The 20,781-nt window shown below is 73.1% G+C and carries 21 protein-coding genes and 1 pseudogene; 12 read left to right on the top strand and 10 right to left on the bottom strand.

Features of this window, described 5'->3' with window-relative positions; all coding sequences use genetic code 11:
- Nucleotides 1-85 precede the first annotated feature (85 nt).
- Nucleotides 86-858: pseudogene (locus ACFQZ6_RS10050) on the bottom strand (SDR family oxidoreductase).
- A 146-nt stretch (nt 859-1,004) separates the two neighbouring features.
- Here ACFQZ6_RS10050 and ACFQZ6_RS10045 point away from each other — a divergent pair.
- On the top strand, nt 1,005-2,645 hold the full coding sequence (locus ACFQZ6_RS10045; RefSeq protein ID WP_381606810.1) for an alkaline phosphatase D family protein: 1,641 nt from the start codon (nt 1,005-1,007) through the stop codon (nt 2,643-2,645).
- Here ACFQZ6_RS10045 and ACFQZ6_RS10040 read toward each other — a convergent pair.
- Nucleotides 2,632-3,675, bottom strand: coding sequence for a Gfo/Idh/MocA family protein (locus ACFQZ6_RS10040; protein ID WP_381606808.1), 1,044 nt, complete (start codon nt 3,673-3,675; stop codon nt 2,632-2,634). The two genes, ACFQZ6_RS10045 and ACFQZ6_RS10040, sit on opposite strands and share 14 nt — an antisense overlap.
- Before the next feature lie 114 nt (nt 3,676-3,789).
- Between ACFQZ6_RS10040 and ACFQZ6_RS10035 the strand changes: the two genes are divergently transcribed.
- From ACFQZ6_RS10035 to ACFQZ6_RS10015, 5 genes are all read left to right on the top strand, one after another.
- Nucleotides 3,790-5,103, top strand: coding sequence for a multidrug effflux MFS transporter (locus ACFQZ6_RS10035; protein ID WP_381606806.1), 1,314 nt, complete (start codon nt 3,790-3,792; stop codon nt 5,101-5,103).
- On the top strand, nt 5,055-6,248 hold the full coding sequence (locus ACFQZ6_RS10030) for a serine hydrolase domain-containing protein (RefSeq protein ID WP_381606804.1): 1,194 nt from the start codon (nt 5,055-5,057) through the stop codon (nt 6,246-6,248). The genes ACFQZ6_RS10035 and ACFQZ6_RS10030 overlap by 49 nt, the downstream gene beginning before the upstream one ends.
- A gap of 24 nt (nt 6,249-6,272) precedes the next feature.
- Complete coding sequence (locus ACFQZ6_RS10025) at nt 6,273-7,289, top strand: small ribosomal subunit Rsm22 family protein (RefSeq protein ID WP_381618190.1); 1,017 nt, start codon at nt 6,273-6,275, stop codon at nt 7,287-7,289.
- Between the two features lie 41 nt (nt 7,290-7,330).
- The gene (locus ACFQZ6_RS10020) at nt 7,331-7,960 is read left to right on the top strand and encodes a TetR/AcrR family transcriptional regulator (protein WP_381606802.1); all 630 of its coding nucleotides are present in this window, start codon (nt 7,331-7,333) and stop codon (nt 7,958-7,960) included.
- 139 nt (nt 7,961-8,099) lie between these two features.
- A complete protein-coding gene (locus ACFQZ6_RS10015) occupies nt 8,100-8,834 on the top strand; it encodes a bifunctional DNA primase/polymerase (protein ID WP_381606800.1) in 735 nt (244 codons plus the stop codon).
- Between the two features lie 13 nt (nt 8,835-8,847).
- Here the strand turns inward: ACFQZ6_RS10015 and ACFQZ6_RS10010 are convergent, their stop codons facing one another.
- The 4 genes from ACFQZ6_RS10010 to efeO are packed head-to-tail and all read right to left on the bottom strand — an operon-like array spanning nt 8,848 to nt 13,099.
- Nucleotides 8,848-9,837, bottom strand: a complete 990-nt coding sequence (locus tag ACFQZ6_RS10010) for a hypothetical protein (RefSeq protein WP_381606798.1) — start codon at nt 9,835-9,837, stop codon at nt 8,848-8,850.
- Nucleotides 9,806-10,669 carry an iron uptake transporter permease EfeU gene (gene efeU, locus ACFQZ6_RS10005; RefSeq protein WP_381606796.1) on the bottom strand — a complete coding sequence of 288 codons (864 nt, stop codon included), beginning with the start codon at nt 10,667-10,669 and terminating at the stop codon, nt 9,806-9,808. Before efeU ends, ACFQZ6_RS10010 begins: the two co-directional genes overlap by 32 nt.
- A 3-nt stretch (nt 10,670-10,672) precedes the next feature.
- A complete protein-coding gene (efeB, locus tag ACFQZ6_RS10000; RefSeq protein WP_381606795.1) occupies nt 10,673-11,920 on the bottom strand; it encodes an iron uptake transporter deferrochelatase/peroxidase subunit in 1,248 nt (415 codons plus the stop codon).
- 18 nt (nt 11,921-11,938) lie between these two features.
- Nucleotides 11,939-13,099: an iron uptake system protein EfeO gene (gene efeO, locus ACFQZ6_RS09995; RefSeq protein WP_381606792.1), complete on the bottom strand. Its 1,161-nt coding sequence runs from the start codon at nt 13,097-13,099 to the stop codon at nt 11,939-11,941.
- Between the two features lie 226 nt (nt 13,100-13,325).
- Between efeO and ACFQZ6_RS09990 the strand changes: the two genes are divergently transcribed.
- Both ACFQZ6_RS09990 and ACFQZ6_RS09985 read left to right on the top strand, forming a co-directional pair.
- Nucleotides 13,326-13,970 (top strand): PhzF family phenazine biosynthesis protein, encoded by a 645-nt coding sequence (locus tag ACFQZ6_RS09990; RefSeq protein ID WP_381606790.1) that lies wholly within the window; start codon nt 13,326-13,328, stop codon nt 13,968-13,970.
- 86 nt (nt 13,971-14,056) lie between these two features.
- Nucleotides 14,057-14,260, top strand: a complete 204-nt coding sequence (locus ACFQZ6_RS09985; protein WP_381606788.1) for a hypothetical protein — start codon at nt 14,057-14,059, stop codon at nt 14,258-14,260.
- 63 nt (nt 14,261-14,323) lie between these two features.
- Here the strand turns inward: ACFQZ6_RS09985 and map are convergent, their stop codons facing one another.
- On the bottom strand, nt 14,324-15,181 hold the full coding sequence (gene map / locus ACFQZ6_RS09980; RefSeq protein ID WP_381606787.1) for a type I methionyl aminopeptidase: 858 nt from the start codon (nt 15,179-15,181) through the stop codon (nt 14,324-14,326).
- Between the two features lie 58 nt (nt 15,182-15,239).
- On the opposite strand from map, the gene ACFQZ6_RS09975 reads away from it, so the two are divergent.
- The gene (locus ACFQZ6_RS09975) at nt 15,240-15,476 is read left to right on the top strand and encodes a hypothetical protein (RefSeq protein WP_381606785.1); all 237 of its coding nucleotides are present in this window, start codon (nt 15,240-15,242) and stop codon (nt 15,474-15,476) included.
- Here ACFQZ6_RS09975 and ACFQZ6_RS09970 read toward each other — a convergent pair whose 3' ends face one another.
- Together ACFQZ6_RS09970 and ACFQZ6_RS09965 are read right to left on the bottom strand one after the other, a co-directional pair.
- The gene (locus ACFQZ6_RS09970; protein ID WP_381606783.1) at nt 15,477-16,802 is read right to left on the bottom strand and encodes an MFS transporter; all 1,326 of its coding nucleotides are present in this window, start codon (nt 16,800-16,802) and stop codon (nt 15,477-15,479) included.
- A gap of 325 nt (nt 16,803-17,127) precedes the next feature.
- Nucleotides 17,128-17,727: a hypothetical protein gene (locus ACFQZ6_RS09965; RefSeq protein ID WP_381606781.1), complete on the bottom strand. Its 600-nt coding sequence runs from the start codon at nt 17,725-17,727 to the stop codon at nt 17,128-17,130.
- Nucleotides 17,728-17,834: 107 nt separating this feature from the next.
- On the opposite strand from ACFQZ6_RS09965, the gene ACFQZ6_RS09960 reads away from it, so the two are divergent.
- The 3 genes from ACFQZ6_RS09960 to ACFQZ6_RS09950 all read left to right on the top strand — a co-directional run bounded on the left by ACFQZ6_RS09960 (nt 17,835) and on the right by ACFQZ6_RS09950 (nt 19,935).
- Nucleotides 17,835-18,917: a sialidase family protein gene (locus tag ACFQZ6_RS09960; protein WP_381606779.1), complete on the top strand. Its 1,083-nt coding sequence runs from the start codon at nt 17,835-17,837 to the stop codon at nt 18,915-18,917.
- A 34-nt stretch (nt 18,918-18,951) separates the two neighbouring features.
- Nucleotides 18,952-19,668, top strand: coding sequence for an NADPH-dependent F420 reductase (npdG, locus tag ACFQZ6_RS09955; protein ID WP_381606777.1), 717 nt, complete (start codon nt 18,952-18,954; stop codon nt 19,666-19,668).
- An 81-nt stretch (nt 19,669-19,749) separates the two neighbouring features.
- Nucleotides 19,750-19,935: a hypothetical protein gene (locus ACFQZ6_RS09950; RefSeq protein WP_381606775.1), complete on the top strand. Its 186-nt coding sequence runs from the start codon at nt 19,750-19,752 to the stop codon at nt 19,933-19,935.
- On the opposite strand, the gene ACFQZ6_RS09945 is transcribed toward ACFQZ6_RS09950, so the two are convergent.
- Nucleotides 19,925-20,725 (bottom strand): site-2 protease family protein, encoded by an 801-nt coding sequence (locus tag ACFQZ6_RS09945; RefSeq protein ID WP_381606773.1) that lies wholly within the window; start codon nt 20,723-20,725, stop codon nt 19,925-19,927. The genes ACFQZ6_RS09950 and ACFQZ6_RS09945 overlap by 11 nt on opposite strands.
- Nucleotides 20,726-20,781 lie beyond the last annotated feature (56 nt).

Genomic DNA, 20,781 nt, shown 5'->3' with positions numbered 1-20,781 from the left:
CACCGGCCGCGATGGAGTGGACGGTCAAACTCCGTTTGTGCAGGTTGACGAAGTGACGAACCCGGTCGCCGCCACCGCCGTCGCCTCACCCCCGCCCCACGTACGGCATCCCCGTCGCCAGCACCGTCGCGAACTGCACGTTCGCCTCCAGCGGCAGCTCCGCCATGTGCCGTACCGTGCGCGCCACGTCCGCCACGTCCATCACCGGCTCGGGAGCGATCTCCCCGTTCGCCTGGAGCGCGCCCGTCCGCATCCGGGCCGTCATGTCGGTGGCCGCGTTGCCGATGTCGATCTGGCCGACGGCGATCCGGTACGGGCGTCCGTCCAGCGCCAGTGACTTGGTCAGGCCGGTCAGCGCGTGCTTGGTCGCCGTGTAGGCCACCGAGTGCGGGCGCGGGGCGTGCGCGGAGATCGAGCCGTTGTTGATGATCCGGCCGCCCTGGGGGTCCTGCTCCTTCATCTGCCGGTACGCCGACTGGGCGCACAGGGACGCCCCGTTCAGGTTGGTCTCCACCACGTGCCGCCAGGCGTCGTAGGGCAGGTCCTCCACCGGCACCCCGCCCGGCCCGAACGTGCCCGCGTTGTTGAAGAGCAGGTCCAGACGGCCGTAGCGGTCGCGTACGGCGGTGAAGAGGTCGGTGACCTCCGGCTCGCGTGAGACGTCGCAGCGTACGGGGAGGCAGTCGCCCTCGGGGAACAGGGCCGCCGTCTCCGCCAGGCGCTCGGGCGGCGTCCGGCCAGGGCCACCGCCCAGCCGGTGCGCAGCAGTTCGACGGCGACCGCCCGGCCGATGCCGGAGCCCGCACCGGTGACGAGGGCGACACGCGGGGTGCTCGGGGTGCTTCGCTTGGCGTTCATGAGTCCGCAGCGTACGGGGGGAGCAGGGCTGCGGAACTCCTCACCGAGCCGCAATGGGATGGTCATGTCCGTGGCAAGCGGAGGTCGTTCCCGGCCACTCGAATGCCCCCTGCGTCCATTCACGCCGCAGGGAGGAACCGCCGCTCATGACCCCCCGTCACCCGCACCCCGGGCACGCCCCCGAACTCCGCGCCGCCGCCCGGCACCTCGGCCGCCGCCGCTTCCTGACCGTCACCGGCGCCGCCGCCGCGCTGGCCTTCACGGTGAACCTGCCCGCCGCCGGTACCGCCGCCGCGGCCGAACTCGACCCGGCGCGGATCAGCGAGGACCCCTTCACCCTCGGCGTCGCCTCCGGTGACCCGCTGCCCGGCTCCGTCCTGCTGTGGACCCGGCTCGCCCCGGTCCCCTTCCAGGCCGACGGCGGGATGCCCGCCCAGCGCGTCCCGGTGGAGTGGGAGGTCGCCTCCGACGAGCGGTTCCGACGGATCGTCAGACGCGGTACCGCCACCGCCCACCCCGAGTTCCACCACACCCTGCACGTCCAGGTCGACGGCCTCGCCGAGCACCGCGTCTACCACTACCGCTTCCGCGCCGGGCGCTGGATCAGCCCGGCCGGGCGCACCCGCACCGCCCCCGGCATCGGCGCCAAGGTCACCGGCCTCACCTTCGGGCTGGTCTCCTGCCAGCGCTACGACCAGGGGTACTGGACCGCGTACCGGCACCTCGCCCAGGAGGACGTGGACGTCGTCTTCCACCTCGGGGACTACCTGTACGAGTACGCCGTCAACTCGGCCGCGGGCTCCCGGGGTTACCCGGCCGGGACGCTGCCCGACCACTTCAACCACGAGACGGTCACGCTGGAGGACTACCGGCTGCGGTACGCCCTCTACAAGACGGACGCCGACCTCGCCGCCGCGCACGCCGCGCACCCCTTCGTCGTCACCTGGGACGACCACGAGACCGAGAACAACTACGCCGACGACACCCCCGAGAACAGCGTCCCGCCGGAGGAGTTCCTGCTCCGCCGCGCCGCCGCCTACCGGGCCTACTGGGAGAACATGCCGCTGCGCCGCCCGCAGCTCCCCGACGGGCCCGACCTCCAGCTCTACCGGCGCCTGCACTGGGGACGGCTCGCCCAGTTCGACGTGCTCGACACCCGCCAGTACCGCTCCGACCAGGCGTACGGCGACGGCTGGCAGTTCCCCGGGCCCGAGTCCGAGGACCCCTCGCGCACCCTGACCGGGGCCACCCAGGAGCGGTGGCTGATCGACGGCTGGAAGCGGTCGCGGGCGCTGTGGAACGTCGTACCGCAGCAGGTCACCTTCTCCCGGCGGTACAACTCCACCACCCTGCCCTCCAAGGTCTCCATGGACTCCTGGGACGGCTACCCCGCCTCCCGCGAGCGGGTGCTGGCCGGGGCGGAGGCGGCCGGGGTGGAGAACCTGATGGTCCTCACCGGCGACGTCCACGTGCACTACGGGTTCGACGTCAAGCGGGACTTCGAGGACCCCGGGTCCAGGGTCGTGGGCACCGAGATCGTCACCAGCTCCGTCAGCAGCGGCGGCGACGGTTCGGAGCGGCCCGCCAACTGGGGCACCTACCTGGCGGCCAACCCGCATATGCGCTTCTACAACGGGCAGCGCGGCTACGCCACCGTCACCCTCGGCCAGGAGGCGGCGCGCGCCGACTTCAGGACCGTCCCGTACGTCACCACGCCGGACGCGCCGCTGACCACCGCCGCCTCCTTCGTCACCGAGGTCGGTGACCAGGGGCTCAAGCCCGCGTAGTCACCGGCTCCAGCTCGCCCGGGTAGCGCACGCCGACCTGGTCCCGTATCGCGTCCAGGGTGCGCATCACCGCGAGGGTGCCGTCCAGCGGGACCAGTTCGGACTCCGTGCGGCCCGCGCGCAGCGCGCCCATCACCTCGCGGGCCTGGTGCTTGTAGGTGCTGCGGGGCCCGTCCGCCGGGTCGGCCGTGAAGACCTCCGGGTCGCGGCCGTCCCGGTGCAGGACGAACGTCTCGGGGTGGAAGAAGCCGTCGGGGATGTCGACCCGGCCGAGCGAGCCGGTGACGGACGCCGTCCCCGCGGTGCCGCCCACGATGGAGCAGTGCACCGACGCCAGGGCGCCGCCGTCCCAGGAGAGCAGCGCGCCCGTCTGGAGGTCGACGCCCTCCTCCGACAGCACCGCCCGCGCCGTCACGCCCGACGGCTCACCCAGCAGCAACTGCGCGAACGACACCGGGTACACGCCCAGGTCGAGCAGCGCGCCGCCGCCCTGCGCGGGGTCCCGCAGCCGGTGCGCGGGCGGGAACGGGCCCGCGAGGCCGAAGTCGGCCTGCACCGTGCGCACCTCGCCGATCGCGCCGTCGTCGACCAGCGCCTTCAGGCGCCGCATGTGCGGGTTGCAGTACATCCACATGGCCTCCATGAGGAAGACCCCGTGCCGCCGCGCCAGCGCGACCAGCTCCTCCGTCTCCCGCACGTTCAGCGTGAACGGCTTCTCGCACAGCACCCCGCGCCCGGCCTCCAGGCACATCCCGGCCGCCGCGCGGTGCGCCGCGTGCGGGGTGGCGACGTAGACGACGTCCACCTCCGCGTCGGCCGCCAGCTCCGCCCAGGAGCCGTGCGCCCGGTCGATGCCGAACCGCTCCGCGAACGCCTCCGCCGAGGCCAGCGACCGCGAGCCCACGGCGACCACCTCCGCGTCCGGCAGGTCCACCAGGTCCGCCGTGAACGCGGCGGCGATCCCGCCGGTGGCCAGCACGCCCCACCGCACGGTGTCCGTCGAGTGTGTCGAGTCCGTCGTGTCCGTCATCCCGCCCGCCCTGTTCCTCGGTGTGGCCGTCGACGTTCGAACTGCCGACCCGGCTCCGACCACCTGTACGAGCTGAGAGCATAGGTCGCGGATCACTCGCAAAGGGAGGGGCACATGCCCGAACCAGGGGCATCGATACCGGACGTATCAGAAGTAAGGGGCACATCAGGCGGGTTGTCGACGCTGGAGGGAGCCGCGCCGCGCTCCCCGCGCCGCACCTCCCTCCTCGTCACCCTGGTCCTCGGCGGACTCACCGCCACACCCCCGCTGGCGATGGACATGTACCTCCCGGCGCTGCCCGAGGTCACCAGCTCCCTGCACGCCCCCGCCGCCACCGTGCAGCTCACCCTCACCACGTGCCTGGCCGGGATGGCGCTCGGGCAGCTCGTGGTCGGCCCGATGAGCGACCGCTGGGGACGCCGCCGCCCGCTCCTCGTCGGCCTCGCGTTCTACGTCGTCGCCACCGCCCTGTGCGCCTTCGCGTCCACCGTCGAGACCCTCGTCGCCTTCCGGCTGGTGCAGGGGCTCGCGGGCGCCGCCGGGATCGTCATCGCCCGCGCCGTCGCCCGCGACCTCTACGACGGCATGGCCATGGCCCGCTTCTTCTCCACCCTGATGCTGATCTCCGGCGTCGCCCCGATCATCGCGCCGCTCATCGGCGGGCAGATCCTGCGGGTGACCGACTGGCGGGGCGTGTTCGTCGTCCTGACCGTGGTCGGGGCGCTGCTCACCGCCGTCGTCTGGTTCCGGCTGCCCGAGACCCTGCCCGCCGCCGACCGCCACTCCGGAGGCGCCGGGGAGACCCTGCGCGCCGTCCGCGCGCTCCTCGCCGACCTGCCCTTCACCGGCTACATGCTCTGCGGCGCCTTCACCTTCGCCGCCCTGTTCGCCTACGTCTCCGCCTCGCCCTTCGTCGTCCAGGAGATCTACGGCGCCTCCCCGCAGACCTTCAGCCTGCTGTTCGGCCTGAACTCCATCGGCCTGGTCGCCGCCGGGCAGCTCAACGGCCGGGTGCTGGTCGGCCGGGTCAGCCTCGACCGGGTGCTCACCGTCGGCCTCGGCATCATCGTGGCCGCCGCCACCGCGCTGCTGCTGATGACCCTCGGCGTCTTCGGCGACGTCGGCCTGGTGCCGGTGGCCGCCGCGCTGTTCGTGCTGATGTCCGCGATGGGCGTCACCCTGCCCAACACCCAGACGCTGGCGCTGCTGCGGGTACGGCACGCCGCCGGGTCGGCGTCCGCGCTGCTCGGCACCTCCGGGTTCCTCATCGGCGCGGTCGCCTCCCCGCTGGTCGGGATCGCCGGGGAACACACCGCCGTACCCATGGCCGTCACGCAGTTGACCGCCACACTGGTGGGCGTGGCCTTCTTCGTCGGCATGTGCCGACCGTGGCGGGCCCGCCCGAGCCTGGAGGGAGCAGAGAGCTGAGCGCGCCGAGACTGCGCAGCGGCACCCCCGAGCGGGCCGGACTCGACCCCGCCGAACTGCGCCGCCTGGTCCGTGAGGTACAGCGCCTCACCACCGGCGACGACCCCTGGGCGGCGGGCGCCGTCGTGGTCGCCGGGCGCGGCCCCGTGCTCGCCCTGGAACACGCGGCGGGCTGGGCCGTGCGGTACGCCGCCTACGACCCGGTGGCCGACCGGGGCGTCGAGCTGCCGCCGGGCAAGCGGGTGCCGATGACCGTCGACACCCCCTTCGACCTGGCCTCCCTCACCAAGCTGTTCACCGCCGTCGCCGCCGTCCAGCAGATCGAGCGCGGCACCCTCGGCATCGACGCCCTCGTCGGCGCCTACCTGCCGGAGTTCCACGGCGCCGCCCGGCACGGCACCACCGTCCGCCAACTCCTCACCCACACCTCCGGGCTCCGCCCCGAACTGCCCCTGTACGACTGCGCCGACCACGCCGAACGCCTCGCCCTGCTGCGCGCCGAGGCCCCGGACGGCGAGCCCGGCACCTACCGCTACTCCGACCTGAACCTGCTGCTCCTCCAGTACGTCCTGGAACGCGTCACCGGGCGCCCGCTGGACGTCCTGGTCCGCGACGGCATCACCCGCCCCCTCGGCATGACGGCCACCCGCTTCGGGCCCTGCCCCGGCGCCGCCGCCACCGAGGACCAGCGGCGGCCCTGGGCCAAGGCGGACCGGGGGATGCTGCGGGGCGTCGTCCACGACGAGAACGCCTGGGCGCTCGGCGGGGTCGCCGGGCACGCCGGGCTGTTCTCCACCGGCCGCGACCTCGCGGTGTTCTGCCGCGCGATCCTCGCGGGCGGCGCGTACGGGCCCGCGCGCATCCTCGGCCCCGACTTCGTGGAACTGCTGCTCACCCCGCCGGGCCTCGGCTTCGCGCTGGACGAGCCGTACTTCATGGGGGAGCTGGCGGGGCGGGGGGCGGCCGGGCACACCGGGTTCACCGGTACGTCCCTGGTGCTGGACCCCGCGACGGACACCTACCTCGTCCTCCTCGCCAACACCGTCCACCCCAGGCGGCGGCCCGCGGACAGCCGTCCGAGGGCGGCGGCGGGGACGCGGGTGGCGCGGGCGGTGCGGGCGGCGGGGCCGGTGCGGGGGGTTTGAGAGAATCGCCCGGTGAACGTACCCGTGCCCACCCCGGACTCCGCCTCCCCGCCCGCGCCCCAGGCGGAAACCCTGCGGGACGCGCTCGCCGGGCTGCTCGACGGGCTGCCCCCACGGCAGGCCGCCGGGGCCGTGGAGCGGCTGATCGCCAGCTACCGGGGGCGCACCCCGACCGACGCGCCGATCCTGCGGGACCGGGCGGACGTGGTGGCGTACGCGGCGTACCGGATGCCCGCGACCTTCGCGGCGGTCCGCTCCGCGCTGACGGAGTGCGCGGCGGCCGTCCCCGGATGGGCGCCCGGCAGCCACGTCGACGTCGGCGGCGGCACCGGCGCGGCGGTCTGGGCGGCCGGGGCGGTGTGGCCGGGGGCGCGGGCGGTGACCGTGCTGGACTGGGCCGAACCCGCGCTCGCCCTCGGGCGGGAGATCGCCGCCGCCGACCCCGGGCTGCGGGACGTGCGCTGGCAGCGGGCGCGGATCGGTACGGCGCTCACGCTGGAGGACGCGGACCTCGTCACCGTCTCCTACGTCCTCAACGAGCTGACCGCACCCGACCGCGCCGCCGTGGTCGACGCCGCCGCGTCCGCCGGGCAGGCCGTCGTCATCGTCGAGCCCGGCACCCCCGACGGCTACGCCCGCATGATCGAGGCCCGCGACCGCCTCGTCGCCGCCGGTTTCCACATCGCCGCGCCGTGCCCGCACAGCGCCGCCTGCCCCATCGTCCCCGGCACCGACTGGTGCCACTTCTCGGCCCGGGTCAGCCGCTCCTCCCTGCACCGCCAGGTCAAGGGCGGCTCCCTCGCCTACGAGGACGAGAAGTTCTCCTACGTCGCCGCCACCCGCTTCCCGCCCGCCCCGGCCACCGCCCGCGTCGTCCGCAGACCGCAGATCCGCAAGGGGCAGGTGCTGCTGGAGCTGTGCGAGACGGAACCGGGCCTGCGCCGCACCACCGTCACCAAGCGCCACGGCCCGCTCTACAAGGCCGCCCGCGACGCCGACTGGGGAGACGCCTGGCCGCCCCCCGAGGAACCCGGCGCATAAGGCGAGACGGCGCGTCTTGCCCCCTTGCTAGATTCGACGCCATGGCCCAGAACCCCGCCAGTACCCGCCCCGACGCCTCCCGCCGCAGCGAGAGGTCCCGCCGCGCCATCTACGAGGCGGCGCTGGCGCTCGTCGGGGAGGTCGGCTACCCCAGGACGACCGTCGAGGGGATCGCCGCCCGCGCCGGGGTCGGCAAGCAGACGATCTACCGCTGGTGGTCCTCGAAGGCGGACGTCCTGCTGGAGGCGTTCCTCGACCTCAGCGCACAGGCCGCCGAGCAGGCCGCCGACGGCGGCGCCGAGTACGCCATCCCGGACACCGGCGACCTTGCCGCCGACCTCAAGGCCGTGCTGCGGGCCACCGTCGACGAACTGCACGACCCCCGCTTCGAGGCCCCGGCGCGGGCGCTGGCCGCCGAGGGAGTCGTCAACGAACAGCTCGGCCGGGAGTTCGTCGCCACGCTCCTCGCACCCCAGCTCCAGCTCTACGTACGACGGCTGCGCGCCGCCCAGGACGCCGGGCAGGTGCGCCCGGACGTGGACCCGCGGATCGCCCTGGAACTCTTCGTCTCCCCGCTCGCCCAGCGCTGGCTCCAGCGCACCGGGCCGATCACCCACGCCTACACGGACACCCTCGTCGACTACGCGCTCGGCGGCCTCGCACCCCGCTGACGTCGGGGCAACGGCCCCGGTCGCGGGTGTGGGGTATCTCTCCTCCCCCCGTTCCCGGTTGGGGACTGTGGCCCCCCAGGGCGCAGGATGGTGGGACCATGGGGCACGTTGACGGCACGACGGCGAGGCGAGGGGATAGATGAGCGCGGAGTACGGCGGTCGCACCGGCCGGCAGGGCAGGCTCTCCCAGTGGCTGCGCGGACGCCGACCGAAGGAGGCCGCCGGTGACGGTGGCCGGGAGGACCTGCTGCTCGCCGCCGCCGCCGCGGGACTGCCGCTGGCGCCCGCCGCGCACCCCGCCCCCGGCTACCGCTGCTCCTGCGACCGGGTCGGCTGTCCGACCCCCGCCCGGCACCCGGTGTCGTTCGCCTGGCAGACGCAGTCCACGACCGACCGCGCCCAGATCGAGCGCTGGGCCCGGCACCAGCCGCAGGCCAACTTCATCACCGCGACCGGCATGGTCCACGACGTCCTCGACGTCCCCCTGGACGCCGGGAACGAGGCGCTGGCGCGGCTCCTCGCCGACGGCGTCGAGGTCGGCCCGGTGGCCGAGACCGGCGACGGCCGGATGCTCTTCTTCACCCTCACCCGCGGCACCCCCGAGGACGAGGACGAGTGGTGGCCCTGCGAGCTGGACTGCCACCCCGAGACGATGGACGAGCACCCCGGCCTGCGCTGGCACTGCCGCGGCTCCTACGTCCTCGTCCCCCCGTCCCGCCTCCCCGGCGACGGCCTCGACGTGCACTGGGTACGCGGCCCCGAACACGCCCTCCCCGACCCGCTGAGCCTCCTGGAGCACCTCACCGACGCCTGCGCCCGCCACGCCGCCCAGGACTCCGACCACCCCAGCGGCGCCTGGCCCCTGCGCCGCTGAGCGCCGGGCCGCGCTACTCGCCCTGCGCCGCCGTGAGCCCCTGGATGCGGCCCAGCACGGTCACCGGGGCGCCGTCCGCGGCCGGGTCCAGGGCGACCTCGTTGGAGACGAACTCCATCGTCAGGGACTGCTTGATCTCGCCCTTCGTCAGGGCCAGGACGCTGTCGTTGGGGGTGGGGACCTCGGTGCCGGGGGCGGCGGTCTGCTTCTCGAAGTGGCGGGTGGTGAAGAAGACCATCGCGCCGCCGTCCTCGGTGCGCAGCCCGAGCGGCGCGTAGTCGCCGTTGGTCATCGGCTCGTCGATGTACTGCGTCGCCAGACCGGGCCGCGTGGCGTTCTTCTCCCGGGTGCCGCGCCAGACGCTGGTGTGGGTGCCGGGCGCGAAGGTGTCGCCGCCGTCCTTCAGGTAGGACACGTACGCCCGGCTGAGCTTCGCCGGGGTGACCGCCAGGTCCGCCGCGTCCGCGGCCACCGGCTCCGCCCAGCCGTCCGCGTCCGTCCTGAACTCGGGCACCTTGCCGGGCGCGACCAGCGTCAGGAACGACACCTGCCACCGCTCGTCCAGCGAGTCCCGGGTGAACACCAGCAGCCAGCGCGCCGAACCGCCCTTGTTGCCCTCGGCGTCGGCGAGGAACCAGCGCGGCCAGCCCGCCTTCTTCGGGATGGTGAACCTGGCGTCCGTCAGCTCCAGCGGCGTGTGCGACGGGTTGCCGCCGGGGTTGTTGGCGCGACCGGCCGTCAGCCGGGCCTTGTCGATGTCCGCGAGGGGCCCGGTGACGTAGTCGGCGTCCAGGGTGCTGTCGTACGCCTCGTCGGCGTCGTTGTACGCGGCGGTGAACTCCCGTAGCGCCTCGGCGGCTTCGGCCTTGGTCGTCGCGGGGAGCACCTCGCGCTCGCCGTGCACCACCACGCAACCGCTCGCCGCCGTCAACGACAAAACGGTCACCGAGGCGGCTATGAGTGCGTTCCGGTCACGCCCGCGACGGCTGCGATCCCTGGTCATCCGGCTCCTTCACCTTCCCCTTTCCGGAGGCGAACCCTACCGGGGCGAGGAACAGCGCGAGCGCCGGGACGAGGTACAGCAGCCACACCGTGACCTGGAGGACGGTCGGATCGGGCTGGAAGTTGAACACGCCCTTGAGCAGGGTGCCGTACCAACTGGACGGATCGATGGTGCCGCTGATGTCGAAGGCGAGGTTCGTCAGCCCCGGCACCCAGTCGGCCTCCTGGAGGTCGTGGACGCCGTACGCCAGCACGCCCGCCGCGACGACGACCAACATGCCGCCGGTCCAGGTGAAGAACCGGGCGAGGTTGATGCGCAGCGCGCCCCGGTAGAACAGCCAGCCCAGCAGGACCGCCGTCGCCAGGCCGAGGGCGACGCCGATCAGTGGGCGCGGGGTGCCGTCGCTCGCGGCGTGCACCGACGCCCACACGAACAGCGCCGTCTCCAGGCCCTCCCGGCCCACCGCGAGGAACGCGGTCGCGACCAGCGCGCCGGTGCCCAGTTGGAGGGCGGTGTCCAGCTTGTCGTGCAGCTCGGCCTTGAGGTGGCGGGCGGTGCGGCGCATCCAGAACACCATCCACGTCACCAGGACCACCGCGAGGATCGACAGCGAGCCGCCGAGGGCCTCCTGCGCCTCGAACGTCAGCTCCTGGGAGCCGTATTCGAGCGCGCTGCCGAAGCCGAGGGACAGCGCGACCGCGACGCCGATGCCGATCCAGATCGGCCGGATGGCGTCCCGGCGGCCGGTCTTGACCAGGTAGGCGATGAGGATGCAGACGACGAGGGAGGCTTCCAGGCCCTCCCGCAGTCCGATCAGGTAGTTGGAGAACACCTCTCACGCCTCCTCGGTCAGCAGGGTCCGGCCCCACCAGTCGTCGCTGTCGGTCACGCCCGGCGGGATGGCGAAGACGGCCGAACCGACGTGCTGGATGTACTCGTTGAGCGCGTCCGTGGCCAGGTTGCGCTGGACGGGGATGAACCCGGTGCGCGGGTCGCGCTGGTAGGCGAGGAAGAACAGGCCCGCGTCCAGGCGGCCGAGGCCGTCGGTCCCGTCGGTGAAGGAGTAGCCGCGGCGCAGCAGGGTCGCCCCGTCGTTGGAGTCGGGGTGGGCGAGCCGCACGTGGGCGTCGGGCTTCATCGCCTTCAGGAACGGCTCGTCGCGCTCCTTGGCCTTGCCGACGGGCGCGCCCTCGCCCTTGTCGCGGCCGAAGACGTCCTCCTGCTCCTGGAGGGAGGTGCGGTCCCAGGTCTCGATGTGCATCCGGATGCGGCGGGCGACCAGGTACGACCCGCCGGTCATCCACCGCGGCCCGTCCTCCTCCCCGACCCAGACGTGCTTCTCCAGCCGGGCCGTCTCGGTGCCCGCGATGTTGCGGGTGCCGTCCTTGAACCCCATGAGGTTGCGCGGGGTCTGCTCGTCGGGCGTCGTCGACGACGTCTTGCCGAAGCCGAGCTGCGACCAGCGGATGGCGACCCGGCCGAAGCCGATGCGGGCGAGGTTGCGGATGGCGTGCACGGCGACCTGCGGGTCGTCGGCGCACGCCTGCACGCACAGGTCGCCGCCGCTGCGGTTCCTGTCCAGGTTGTCGCCGGGGAACTTCGGCAGGTCGACCAGGGCCTCGGGGCGCCGGTCGGCCAGGTTGAACTTCTCGAACAGCGACGGCCCGAAGCCGATCGTCAGGGTGAGCCGGGAGGGCTTGAGGCCGAGCGCCTCGCCGGTGTCGTCCGGGGGCGCTTCGGCGGGCCCGCCGTACGCGCCCTCACCGACCGGGTGCCCGGCGGTCATCAGCCGCGCGGCCTCGGTCCAGTCCTTCAGCAGTCGCACGAAGGCGGCGCGGTCGTCGGTGCGCACGTCGAACGCGGCGAAGTGCAGCCGGTCCTGCACCGGCGTGGCGATGCCCGCCTGGTGGGCGCCGTGGAAGGCGACGGCGGCGCCCGCGTCGGCGGCGGGCGAGACGTCGTCCCCGGCGAGCGCCATGGCGGCGGCCCCGCCACCGGCGGCGGCCCCGAGCGCCAGCCCGGCACCGCCCCAGCCGATCAGCGCCCGCCGGGAGGGGTCCTTCGGTCGCGGAGTGTCAGCCACGTGCGTTCCCTCCCTGCCCTACTTGGCCACGACGGCGGCGGCGAGCTTGGACAGCGGCTCCGCGAGGGCGTTGACCGCGTCCGACAGCTTCTTGCGGTCGGCGGCGCCGACCTTGTCGTAGGAGACGAAGTCGTACGACTCCTTGTTCGCGGGGTCCGCGCGGTAGTCGTCCAGCAGCGTGTTCAGCGCGGCGAACTGCTCGTCCAGCTCGGTGGTGAGCGCCTTGTCGTTCTCCCGCGCGACCGGCTTGAGCAGCTCGTACGACTTCTGCGCGCCCTCGACGTTGGCCTTGAAGTCGACGAGGTCGGTGTGCGAGTAGCGCTCCTCCTCGCCGGTGACCTTGCCGGTGGCGACCTCGTCGAGGAGTTCCTTGGCGCCGTTGGCCATGGAGGTGGGGGTGATCTCGGCGGTGCCGACGCGGTCCTGCCAGTCCTTCAGGTCGGTGAGGAGCTGGTCGGCGAGTTCCTTCTCCCGGTCGCCGATCTTCTCGTCCGCCCACAGGGCCTTCTCCAGGCGGTGCCAGCCGGTCCAGTCGGTGGCCGGGTCCTGGCCGTCCTCCAGGCCGTCCTCGCGGACGTCCACCTTGGGGTCGAGGTCACCGAAGGACTCCGCGACCGGCTCGGTGCGCTCCCAGCCGACGCGGGAGGGGGCGTACGCCTTCCGGGCAGCGGCGAGGTCGCCGTCCTTGACCGCCTTGGCGAAGGTCTCGGCCAGCGGCAGCGTCTCGTCGGCCTGCTGCTGGACGTAGGCGCGGTACTCGGCGACGGCCGCGTCCAGCCGCGGGTCGCGCTTGGCGTCCGTCTTGCCGGTGGCCTTGATGTCCTGCCGGATGCCCTTGCCCTTCATGCCGGGCTTGCAGGCGATGCGGTAGTCACCGGCCTTCACCTCGGCGGTGACGCGCTGCTTGGTGCCGGGGCCTATGTTCTCCCGCTCGGTGACGACGCGGTCGTCGGGGAAGAGGAGGTAGACCTCGGTGACCTTGGAGCCCTTGTTCTCGATGGCGAGTTCGACGTGCCCGGCGGGCACCGACTTCTTCGACACCTCGCACGCGTCGTCCGTGGCGGTCACGTTGATGACGTGCTCGCCGTCCGAGGCACCGCTCTTCTCGGTGCAGCCGGAGAGGGCGGCGAGGACGGCCGCGGTGGCGGCGGTCGCGACGGTGAGGCGGGCGGCGCGCATACGGGCTCCATGAGAGATCTGGATAGGCTCACCTAACTTATCTGAGCCTTACCTGTGGGCTACCCACGCGTGCGGTGATTCAGCTCTCATGGGCGGCGTATGAGCACGAAGCGATCACGGGTGCTCCATCGAGACGCCATGAACAGGTCAAGAACACCACGCACGGGCAAAGGGACGTTCAAATGTCCCTGGCGGACCACCGCCCCCTTGGTGCTTGAATGCCCGCGTGACTGACTACGACGTGCTGCGCGTCTTCTGTGCGCCGAACGGTGGCTACGGCAATGAACTCGGCGTCGTCCGGGAGGGGTCCCAGGTCCCCGGGGCGGAGGAGCGGCAGGCGTTGGCGGCCAAGCTGGGGTTCAGCGAGACGGTCTTCGTCGACGACCCCGAGCGGGGCGTCATCGACATCTGGACACCCGGCACCCGGCTGCCCTTCGCCGGTCACCCCTGCGTGGGGGTGGGCTGGCTGCTCGACGTGCCCGAGCTGGTGACCCCGGCGGGGCCGGTCGGGGTCCGGCTGGACGGGGAGTTCAGTTGGATCGAGGCGCGCGCGGAGTGGGTGCCGCCGCGCACCCTGCGGCAGTACCCGAGTGCCCGCGAGGTGGAGGCGCTGCCGGTGCCCCCGGACGGGGCGTGGGTGTACGCCTGGGCCTGGGAGGACGAGGCCGCCGGACGCGTCCGGGCGCGGGCCTTCCCGGGCCGGGGCGACGGCGTGGCGGAGGACGAGGCGACCGGCGCGGCGGCGCTGCTGCTGACCGAGCGGCTGGGACGGGCGCTCAACATCACCCAGGGCCTCGGCTCGCAGCTCCTGACCGCGCCGCAGCCGCACGGCTGGGTCGAGGTCGGGGGCCGGGTCCAACTGGAGCGCTGAGCCGCCGTACGGGTGGAACCGCGTGTGCGGGCAGTGGCGAACGGGGACCTCTGGGCATGTCCGACCCGTACCACGAGAGGTGTTCCATGCGTATTCGTTCTGTTCTGGCCGCCGCCGCCCTGACCGCCGCGCTGACCGCCACGGGCGCGGCGACGGCGTCCGCCGGTGACGACGACGGCCAGCGGTACCCGTTCAACGGCGGGCACGCGTGCAGCCCGTACCACGGCGAGATCGAGATGGAGACCGCCGAGGTGGAGTGGGGCGGCGCCCGCTGCGACGGCCACTTCTGAGCGGGACGGTGGTCCCCCTCGCGCACGGTTGGGTGCGCGAGGGGGACTTCGCTTCTCCCGGGGTCACGGCAGGGTCAGGATCTCCGCGCCGGTGTCCGTCACCACCAGGGTGTGCTCGAACTGGGCCGTCCGCTTGCGGTCCTTGGTGACCACCGTCCAGCCGTCGTCCCACATGTCGTAGTCGTGGGTGCCCAGCGTCAGCATCGGCTCGATGGTGAACGTCATGCCGGGCTGGATCACCGTCGTCGCGTGCGGGCTGTCGTAGTGCGGGATGATCAGGCCCGAGTGGAACGACGAGTTGATGCCGTGTCCGGTGAAGTCCCGGACCACGCCGTAGCCGAAGCGCTTGGCGTACGACTCGATGACCCGGCCGATGACGTTGATCTGGCGGCCCGGCTTGACCGCCTTGATCGCCCGGTTCAGCGCCTCGCGGGTGCGCTCGACGAGCAGACGGCTCTCCTCGTCCACCTCACCGACCAGGTAGGTGGCGTTGTTGTCGCCGTGCACCCCGCCGATGTACGCCGTCACGTCGAGGTTGACGATGTCGCCGTCGCGCAGCACCGTCGAGTCCGGGATGCCGTGGCAGATCACCTCGTTGACGCTGGTGCACAGGGACTTGGGGAAGCCGCGGTAGCCGAGCGTGGACGGGTAGGCGCCGTGGTCGCACATGTACTCGTGCGCCACCCGGTCCAGTTCGTCCGTGGTGACGCCGGGGGCGATCAGCTTGGCCGCCTCCGCCATCGCCCGCGCCGCGATCCGCCCCGCGGTCCGCATCGCCTCGATGGTCTCCGGGGTCTGCACCTCCGGGCCGGTGTAGGGGGTGGGTGCGGGCTTGCCCACGTACTCGGGACGGCGGATGTTTCCGGGTACGGAACGGGTGGGAGACAGCTCCCCTGGTACGAGCAGCGACTGGCCAGACATGTCAGCGAGTCTAACCAGCGGGCATACGAGACCATGTCCCTGGCGAAAGGAGCCGGTCATGGCCCTGTTCAAGAAGCGCACGGTCGGGAAGCCGGGCGAGTGGTACTACTGCCTGGAGCACCAGAAGGTCGAGGAGGGCCCCGAGTGCCCGGCCAAGGACCGCTTCGGTCCCTACCCGAGCCGCAAGGAGGCCGAACACGCCATGCAGACGGCCCGCGAACGCAACCTGGAGTGGGAGAACGACCCCCGCTGGCACGACACCGCGGGCCGCGAGCCGGGCCGCGACGACGGGTGATCAGCCCTGGGCCACCGCCGCGGCGGCGCGCTGTTCGCGCAGGCGTACCGCGTGCTCGTTGGTGCGGACGTCGTAGGTCATCAGTTTGGGCAGGCACAGGGCCAGCAGGCCCACCCCGGCGGCGCAGACGAGGCCGCCGGACCAGACGGAGGCGCGCACCCCGGCCCAGGCCGCCATGGAGCCCGCGCGGACCTGGCCGAGCTGGGGGCCCACCGAGTACGACAGCAGCTCGATCCCGGCGAGACGGCCGCGCAGCTCGTCCGGGATCGTCTGGTTCCACATCGCGCCCCGGAAGATGCCGCTGACCATGTCGCAGCAGCCGCCCAGGGCGAGGAAGAGCAGCACCAGCCAGACGTCGTGCGCCGCGCCCGCCGCCGCGATCGACAGGCCCCACAACAGGGCGGCCAGTGCCACCATCCGGCCGTGCCGGTGCACCCGTGACGTCCAGCCGCTGGTGACGCTGACCAGCAGCGACCCGGCCGGGATCGCGGCGTACATCAGGCCCAGCGACCACTCGGCGTCCAGCTCGTCCGCGAGGAACGGCAGCACCGCCAGCGGCATCGCCAGGAACATCGCCGCGAGGTCGATCGCGTAGGTGCCCAGCAGCTCCTTGCGGCGCCAGGCGTACGCGGCGCCCTCCGCGATGGAGCGCAGCGACGGCTTCGACGCCTCGTGCGAGGCGGGGGAGGCGGCGAGGCCGAGGACCAGCACCACCGAGACGACGAACGTCAGCAGGTCCACGGCGTACGCCCAGCCGAGGCCCGCGAACGCCACCACCACGCCCGCCAGTGCCGGGCCCGCGATGCCGCCGACCTGCCAGCGCAGGGAGTTGAGCGCGGCGGCGGCCGGGAGGTGCTCGTGCGGCACGATCCGCGGGATCAGGGAGTCCAGGGCGGGGCGCTGCACGGAGACCAGCGCGGAGCTGAGCGCGGCGACCACGTACAGCGGCCAGACGGCCGGGTCCGGCAGCAGCGCGTTGCACAGCAGCACCGCCGACAGCAGACCGAGGCCGACCTCCGACCAGAGGATCAGGCGCCGCTTGTCCGCGGCGTCGGCGAGCGCGCCGCCGTACAGGCCGAAGACGATCAGCGGCACGAGTTCCACCGCGCCGATCGCGCCGACCGCCGCCGCCGAACCCGTCTCCTCCTTGATCTGCACCGGCAGCGCCACGAACGTCAGGAAGCTGCCGAAGTTGGTGACGAGCCCCGACACCCACAGCCGCCGGAAGTCACGGGAGGCCCGCCAGGGCGCCAGGTCGGGCAGCAGGGCGCGCAGACCAGAGGGGGCCGCGGGGGCCGCGGGGGCCGGGGGAGGGGCGTCGGTCACGAAGATCCATGCTCCGCCGCCACACTCACCCCGGGCAACGCCTTTTCAGGTGGCGCGTGTCACCACCGGGCCGGTGCGATCGGGCCCGCGGCGCCACCACCGAGGCTGTGCCGCCAGCCGGCGGTGTCATCACCGAGGTGGTGTCGCCAGCCCGCGGTGTCATCACCGAGGTGGTGTCGCCAGCCCGCGGTGTCACCACCGAGGCTGTGCCGCCAGCCGGCGGTGTCATCACCGAGGTGGTGTCGCCAGCCCGCGGTGTCACCATTGAGGTGGTGTCACCCGCCCCCGGCGCCGCCATAGAGGTGGTGTCACCCGCCTCCGCGTGTCACCACCGCGGCGGTGGTGGGGCCGTGAGCTGGTCTGCGAGGCGGGTGAGGCGGTCGCGGAGGCGGCGGCCGGTCGGGGAAGGCAGTGGGTTCTCGCCCGCCGCCGCGCTCACCAGGTGCTGCACGGTGTCCAGGTCCAGCTCCGCGTCGGGGCGCACCGGCAGCGCCTCGTGCGCCATCGCCCTCAGCCCCTCGTCCCCCGAGCCCAGGGCGAGGACCGTCGCCCCCGACCTGCGGGCGTCGTACACCCGCTCAAGCAGCGCCCCGCCGGGCTCCCGGTCCGCCACCACCAGCAGCGTCTCGCCCCGCTTCGCCGCCTCGATCCTGCCGAGCCCCACCGCCAGGTGCGGGGGGTCCGTGGGCCGTGCGCCGTGCCGCACCAGCGTCGGCGTCAGCTCCGGCGTCCCCGACCAGGCCGCCTCGTCCACCAGGTGCGCCGCCAGGTGCCAGGGCTCGTACTCCTCCGTGCCGACCAACAGCAGCCCGCCGCCGTGCGCCACCACCGACCCGCGCAGCGCCCCCGCGAATCTCCGGGTGGCCCCCAGCCACTCGGTCCCGGCGAGCACTTCCCGCAACAGTGCGACTCGTACGGCATCCATACGAACGCATCCTGCCGTAACGGGACACTCGTGACCCCGAGTTCACCCCGAATTCGCCCAAGACGGGCAGTCGTGCCGGACCGTCGTCGTTTCGAGGAGTCGCGCGCATGTCGGACACCGCCGTCGCCACCGTCCCGTTCACCGCCGGGCAGGAGGGGTACGCCAGCTACCGCATCCCCGCCGTGGTCGCCACCGGACCGGGCACGCTGCTCGCCTTCTGCGAGGGGCGGGTGGAGTCGGCGCGGGACTGGGGGCGCATCGACGTGGTGCTGAAACGGTCGGCGGACGGGGGCCGCACCTGGGGGCCGCTCCAGGTGGCCGCCGCGGGCGGGACGGACCTCGCCGGGAACCCCGCGCCGGTCGCGCTGGACAGCGGACGGGTGCTGCTCGTGCACGTCCGCTCCGCCGCCGCCGCGTCCGAGGAGCTGATCCTGCACGGCAAGGTCGCCGAGGCCGACGGGCGCCGGGTGTGGGTCCAGCACAGCGACGACGAGGGGCTGACCTGGTCCGACCCGAGGGAGATCACCGAGCAGGTCAAGCACCCGGGCTGGCGCTGGTACGCCACCACCCCCGGGCACGGCATCCAGCTCAGCACCGGCCGGGTCGTCGTCCCCGGCAACCACACCCTGCCCCCGGAGGGCTCGGACACCGGCGCCGAACCCCGCTACAACAGCGGCCACTGCCTGCTCAGCGACGACCGCGGGGAGAGCTGGTACCTCGGCTACCTGGACCAGGACACCAGCGGCTACATCAACGCCAACGAGACCACCGCCGCCGAACTCCCCGACGGCCGCGTCTACTTCAACACCCGCAACGACTCCCGCTCCCCGGGCAACCGCGCCGACGCCCACTCGGCGGACGGCGGGCGCACCCTCAGCCCGCGGTTCCGCCCGCAGGCGGGCCTCACCGGCCCGGTCTGCCAGGGCAGCGTGCTGCACCTGGGCGACCCGGACGTGCTGCTCTACTCCGGTCCCGCCGACCCCGCCCACCGGGCGCTGATGACCGTGCGCGCCTCCACCGACGGCGGCACCACCTGGCGGGTCGCCCACACCGTCGACGGGCTGCCCGCGGCCTACTCCGACCTGGTCCGCGTCGACGCCGACACGGTCGGACTGCTGTACGAGACCGGCGACTTCGGACAGTACGAGCGCATCGCCTTCCGTACCCTCCCCGTGACGCGGTTCACCTGAGTCCCCCGCACGGCCCGGACGTAGAGTCGGCCCCATGACCTCTACCGACAGTGCCGCACAGAAGCCCGCGAAGGCCCCCGCCAAGGACCCCTGGGACCTGCCCGACGTCTCCGGGCTGGTCGTCGGCGTCCTCGGCGGGACCGGGCCGCAGGGCAAGGGCCTGGCCTACCGGCTCGCCAAGGCCGGACAGAAGGTGATCATCGGCTCGCGGGCCGCGGAGCGCGCCGAGGCCGCCGCCGGGGAGCTGGGCCACGGCGTCGAGGGCGCCGACAACGCCGAGTGCGCGCGGCGCGCCGACATCGTGATCGTCGCCGTACCGTGGGACGGGCACGGCAAGACGCTTGAGTCACTGCGCGAGGAGCTGACCGGCAAGCTGGTCGTGGACTGCGTCAACCCGCTCGGCTTCGACAAGAAGGGCGCCTACGCCCTCAGGCCCGAGGAGGGCAGCGCCGCCGAGCAGGCCGCCGCCCTGCTGCCGGAGTCCCGGGTCACGGCCGCCTTCCACCACCTGTCGGCCGTCCTGCTCCAGGACCCGGAGATCGACGAGATCGACACCGACGTGATGGTGCTCGGCGAGGAGCGCGCCGACGTCGAGACGGTGCAGGCGCTCGCCGGGCGCATCCCCGGGATGCGGGGCGTGTTCGCCGGGCGGCTGCGCAACGCCCACCAGGTGGAGTCGCTGGTCGCCAACCTGATCTCCGTGAACCGCCGCTACAAGGCACACGCGGGGCTCCGCGTCACGGACGTGTGACCCCATGGGGGACACTGGTGGGCAGCGGCGGACCGCGACCCGGCCGCCGTCCCACCGTGTCCCCGACAGGAGCCCGCCGCCATGCCTCGTCTCGCCCTCTACGCCCTCGTCGTGTGCGTCCTCGCCACCGCCGCGGCCGTGCTGTCCTTCGTGCGGGGGAGCTGGCTGGGGGTGGTGTGGGTGCTGCTCGCGGGGCTGTCGTCCAATATGTGGTGGTACTACCTGAAGCGCGGGCAGGCCGAGCGGCGGGCGTCCGTCACGGAGTGACCGAGCAGAAGTCGTCGCCGCCCTCCCAGAAGCGGTACAGCTCGAAGCCGCAGTAGGTGTCGACCTCGTCGACGCCCAGTCCGCGCAGGACCGCGTCGACCATGTCGAAGAACGCGCCGTTCAGCGCGGGCAGCCAGAGCAGCGCGAACACGAACAGCAGTCCGAACGGCGCGAACGGCTCCACCTGCCGCCGGACGTTGTACGACAGCCAGGGCTCGATGACGCCGTAGCCGTCCAGGCCGGGCACCGGCAGGAAGTTCAGGATCGCCGCGGTCACCTGGAGCAGGGCGAGGAAGGCGAGCGCGAAGCGGAAGTCGCGGGGCACGCCGTCCAGGGCGTCCAGCCAGAACGGCGCCGTGCAGACGACGGCGAACAGCACGTTCGTCAGGGGGCCCGCCGCCGAGATCACGCTGTGCTTCCAGCGGCCCTGGATGCGGCCCCGCTCGATGAACACCGCCCCGCCCGGCAGACCGATCCCGCCCATGATCACGAAGACCACCGGCAGCACGATGCTCAGCAGCGCGTGCGTGTACTTCAGCGGGTTCAGCGTGAGGTAGCCCTTCGCGCCGATCGAGATGTCCCCGCTGTGCAGGGCGGTGCGGGCGTGCGCGTACTCGTGCAGACAGAGCGAGACGACCCAGGCCGCCGTCACGAAGAAGAACACGGCGACCCCGGGCTCCGCGGCGAACCCGGTCCAGGTCGCCCAGCCGGTCACCGCGGCGACGGCGAGGATCCCGAGGAAGACGGGGCTGACACGCCGATCACTGGGGCGGGCGGTGGCGGTGGTCATGGGGCTCCTGACGTGGGACCGGATCGTCGGGTCGACCGTACAGGTGACGGTGGGGG

It is taken from the genome of Streptomyces flavalbus, from assembly GCF_042674625.1.
In the GTDB taxonomy this organism is placed as follows: Bacteria; Actinomycetota; Actinomycetes; order Streptomycetales; family Streptomycetaceae; genus Streptomyces; species Streptomyces flavalbus.
Note: the sequence above shows the minus strand (reverse complement) of the source record. Positions and strands in the feature narration are given on the sequence as shown.

Excerpts from the sequence above, each read along its gene's own strand:
- ACFQZ6_RS10045 (WP_381606810.1), top strand. The coding sequence starts at position 1,005 with ATGACCCCCCGTCACCCGCACCCCGGGCACGCCCCCGAACTCCGCGCC.
- ACFQZ6_RS10040 (WP_381606808.1), bottom strand. The coding sequence starts at position 3,675 with ATGACGGACACGACGGACTCGACACACTCGACGGACACCGTGCGGTGG.
- ACFQZ6_RS10035 (WP_381606806.1), top strand. The coding sequence starts at position 3,790 with ATGCCCGAACCAGGGGCATCGATACCGGACGTATCAGAAGTAAGGGGC.
- ACFQZ6_RS10020 (WP_381606802.1), top strand. The coding sequence starts at position 7,331 with ATGGCCCAGAACCCCGCCAGTACCCGCCCCGACGCCTCCCGCCGCAGC.
- ACFQZ6_RS10015 (WP_381606800.1), top strand. The coding sequence starts at position 8,100 with ATGAGCGCGGAGTACGGCGGTCGCACCGGCCGGCAGGGCAGGCTCTCC.
- ACFQZ6_RS10010 (WP_381606798.1), bottom strand. The coding sequence starts at position 9,837 with ATGACCAGGGATCGCAGCCGTCGCGGGCGTGACCGGAACGCACTCATA.
- efeO (WP_381606792.1), bottom strand. The coding sequence starts at position 13,099 with ATGCGCGCCGCCCGCCTCACCGTCGCGACCGCCGCCACCGCGGCCGTC.
- ACFQZ6_RS09985 (WP_381606788.1), top strand. The coding sequence starts at position 14,057 with ATGCGTATTCGTTCTGTTCTGGCCGCCGCCGCCCTGACCGCCGCGCTG.
- map (WP_381606787.1), bottom strand. The coding sequence starts at position 15,181 with ATGTCTGGCCAGTCGCTGCTCGTACCAGGGGAGCTGTCTCCCACCCGT.
- ACFQZ6_RS09975 (WP_381606785.1), top strand. The coding sequence starts at position 15,240 with ATGGCCCTGTTCAAGAAGCGCACGGTCGGGAAGCCGGGCGAGTGGTAC.
- ACFQZ6_RS09965 (WP_381606781.1), bottom strand. The coding sequence starts at position 17,727 with ATGGATGCCGTACGAGTCGCACTGTTGCGGGAAGTGCTCGCCGGGACC.
- ACFQZ6_RS09960 (WP_381606779.1), top strand. The coding sequence starts at position 17,835 with ATGTCGGACACCGCCGTCGCCACCGTCCCGTTCACCGCCGGGCAGGAG.
- npdG (WP_381606777.1), top strand. The coding sequence starts at position 18,952 with ATGACCTCTACCGACAGTGCCGCACAGAAGCCCGCGAAGGCCCCCGCC.
- ACFQZ6_RS09950 (WP_381606775.1), top strand. The coding sequence starts at position 19,750 with ATGCCTCGTCTCGCCCTCTACGCCCTCGTCGTGTGCGTCCTCGCCACC.
- ACFQZ6_RS09945 (WP_381606773.1), bottom strand. The coding sequence starts at position 20,725 with ATGACCACCGCCACCGCCCGCCCCAGTGATCGGCGTGTCAGCCCCGTC.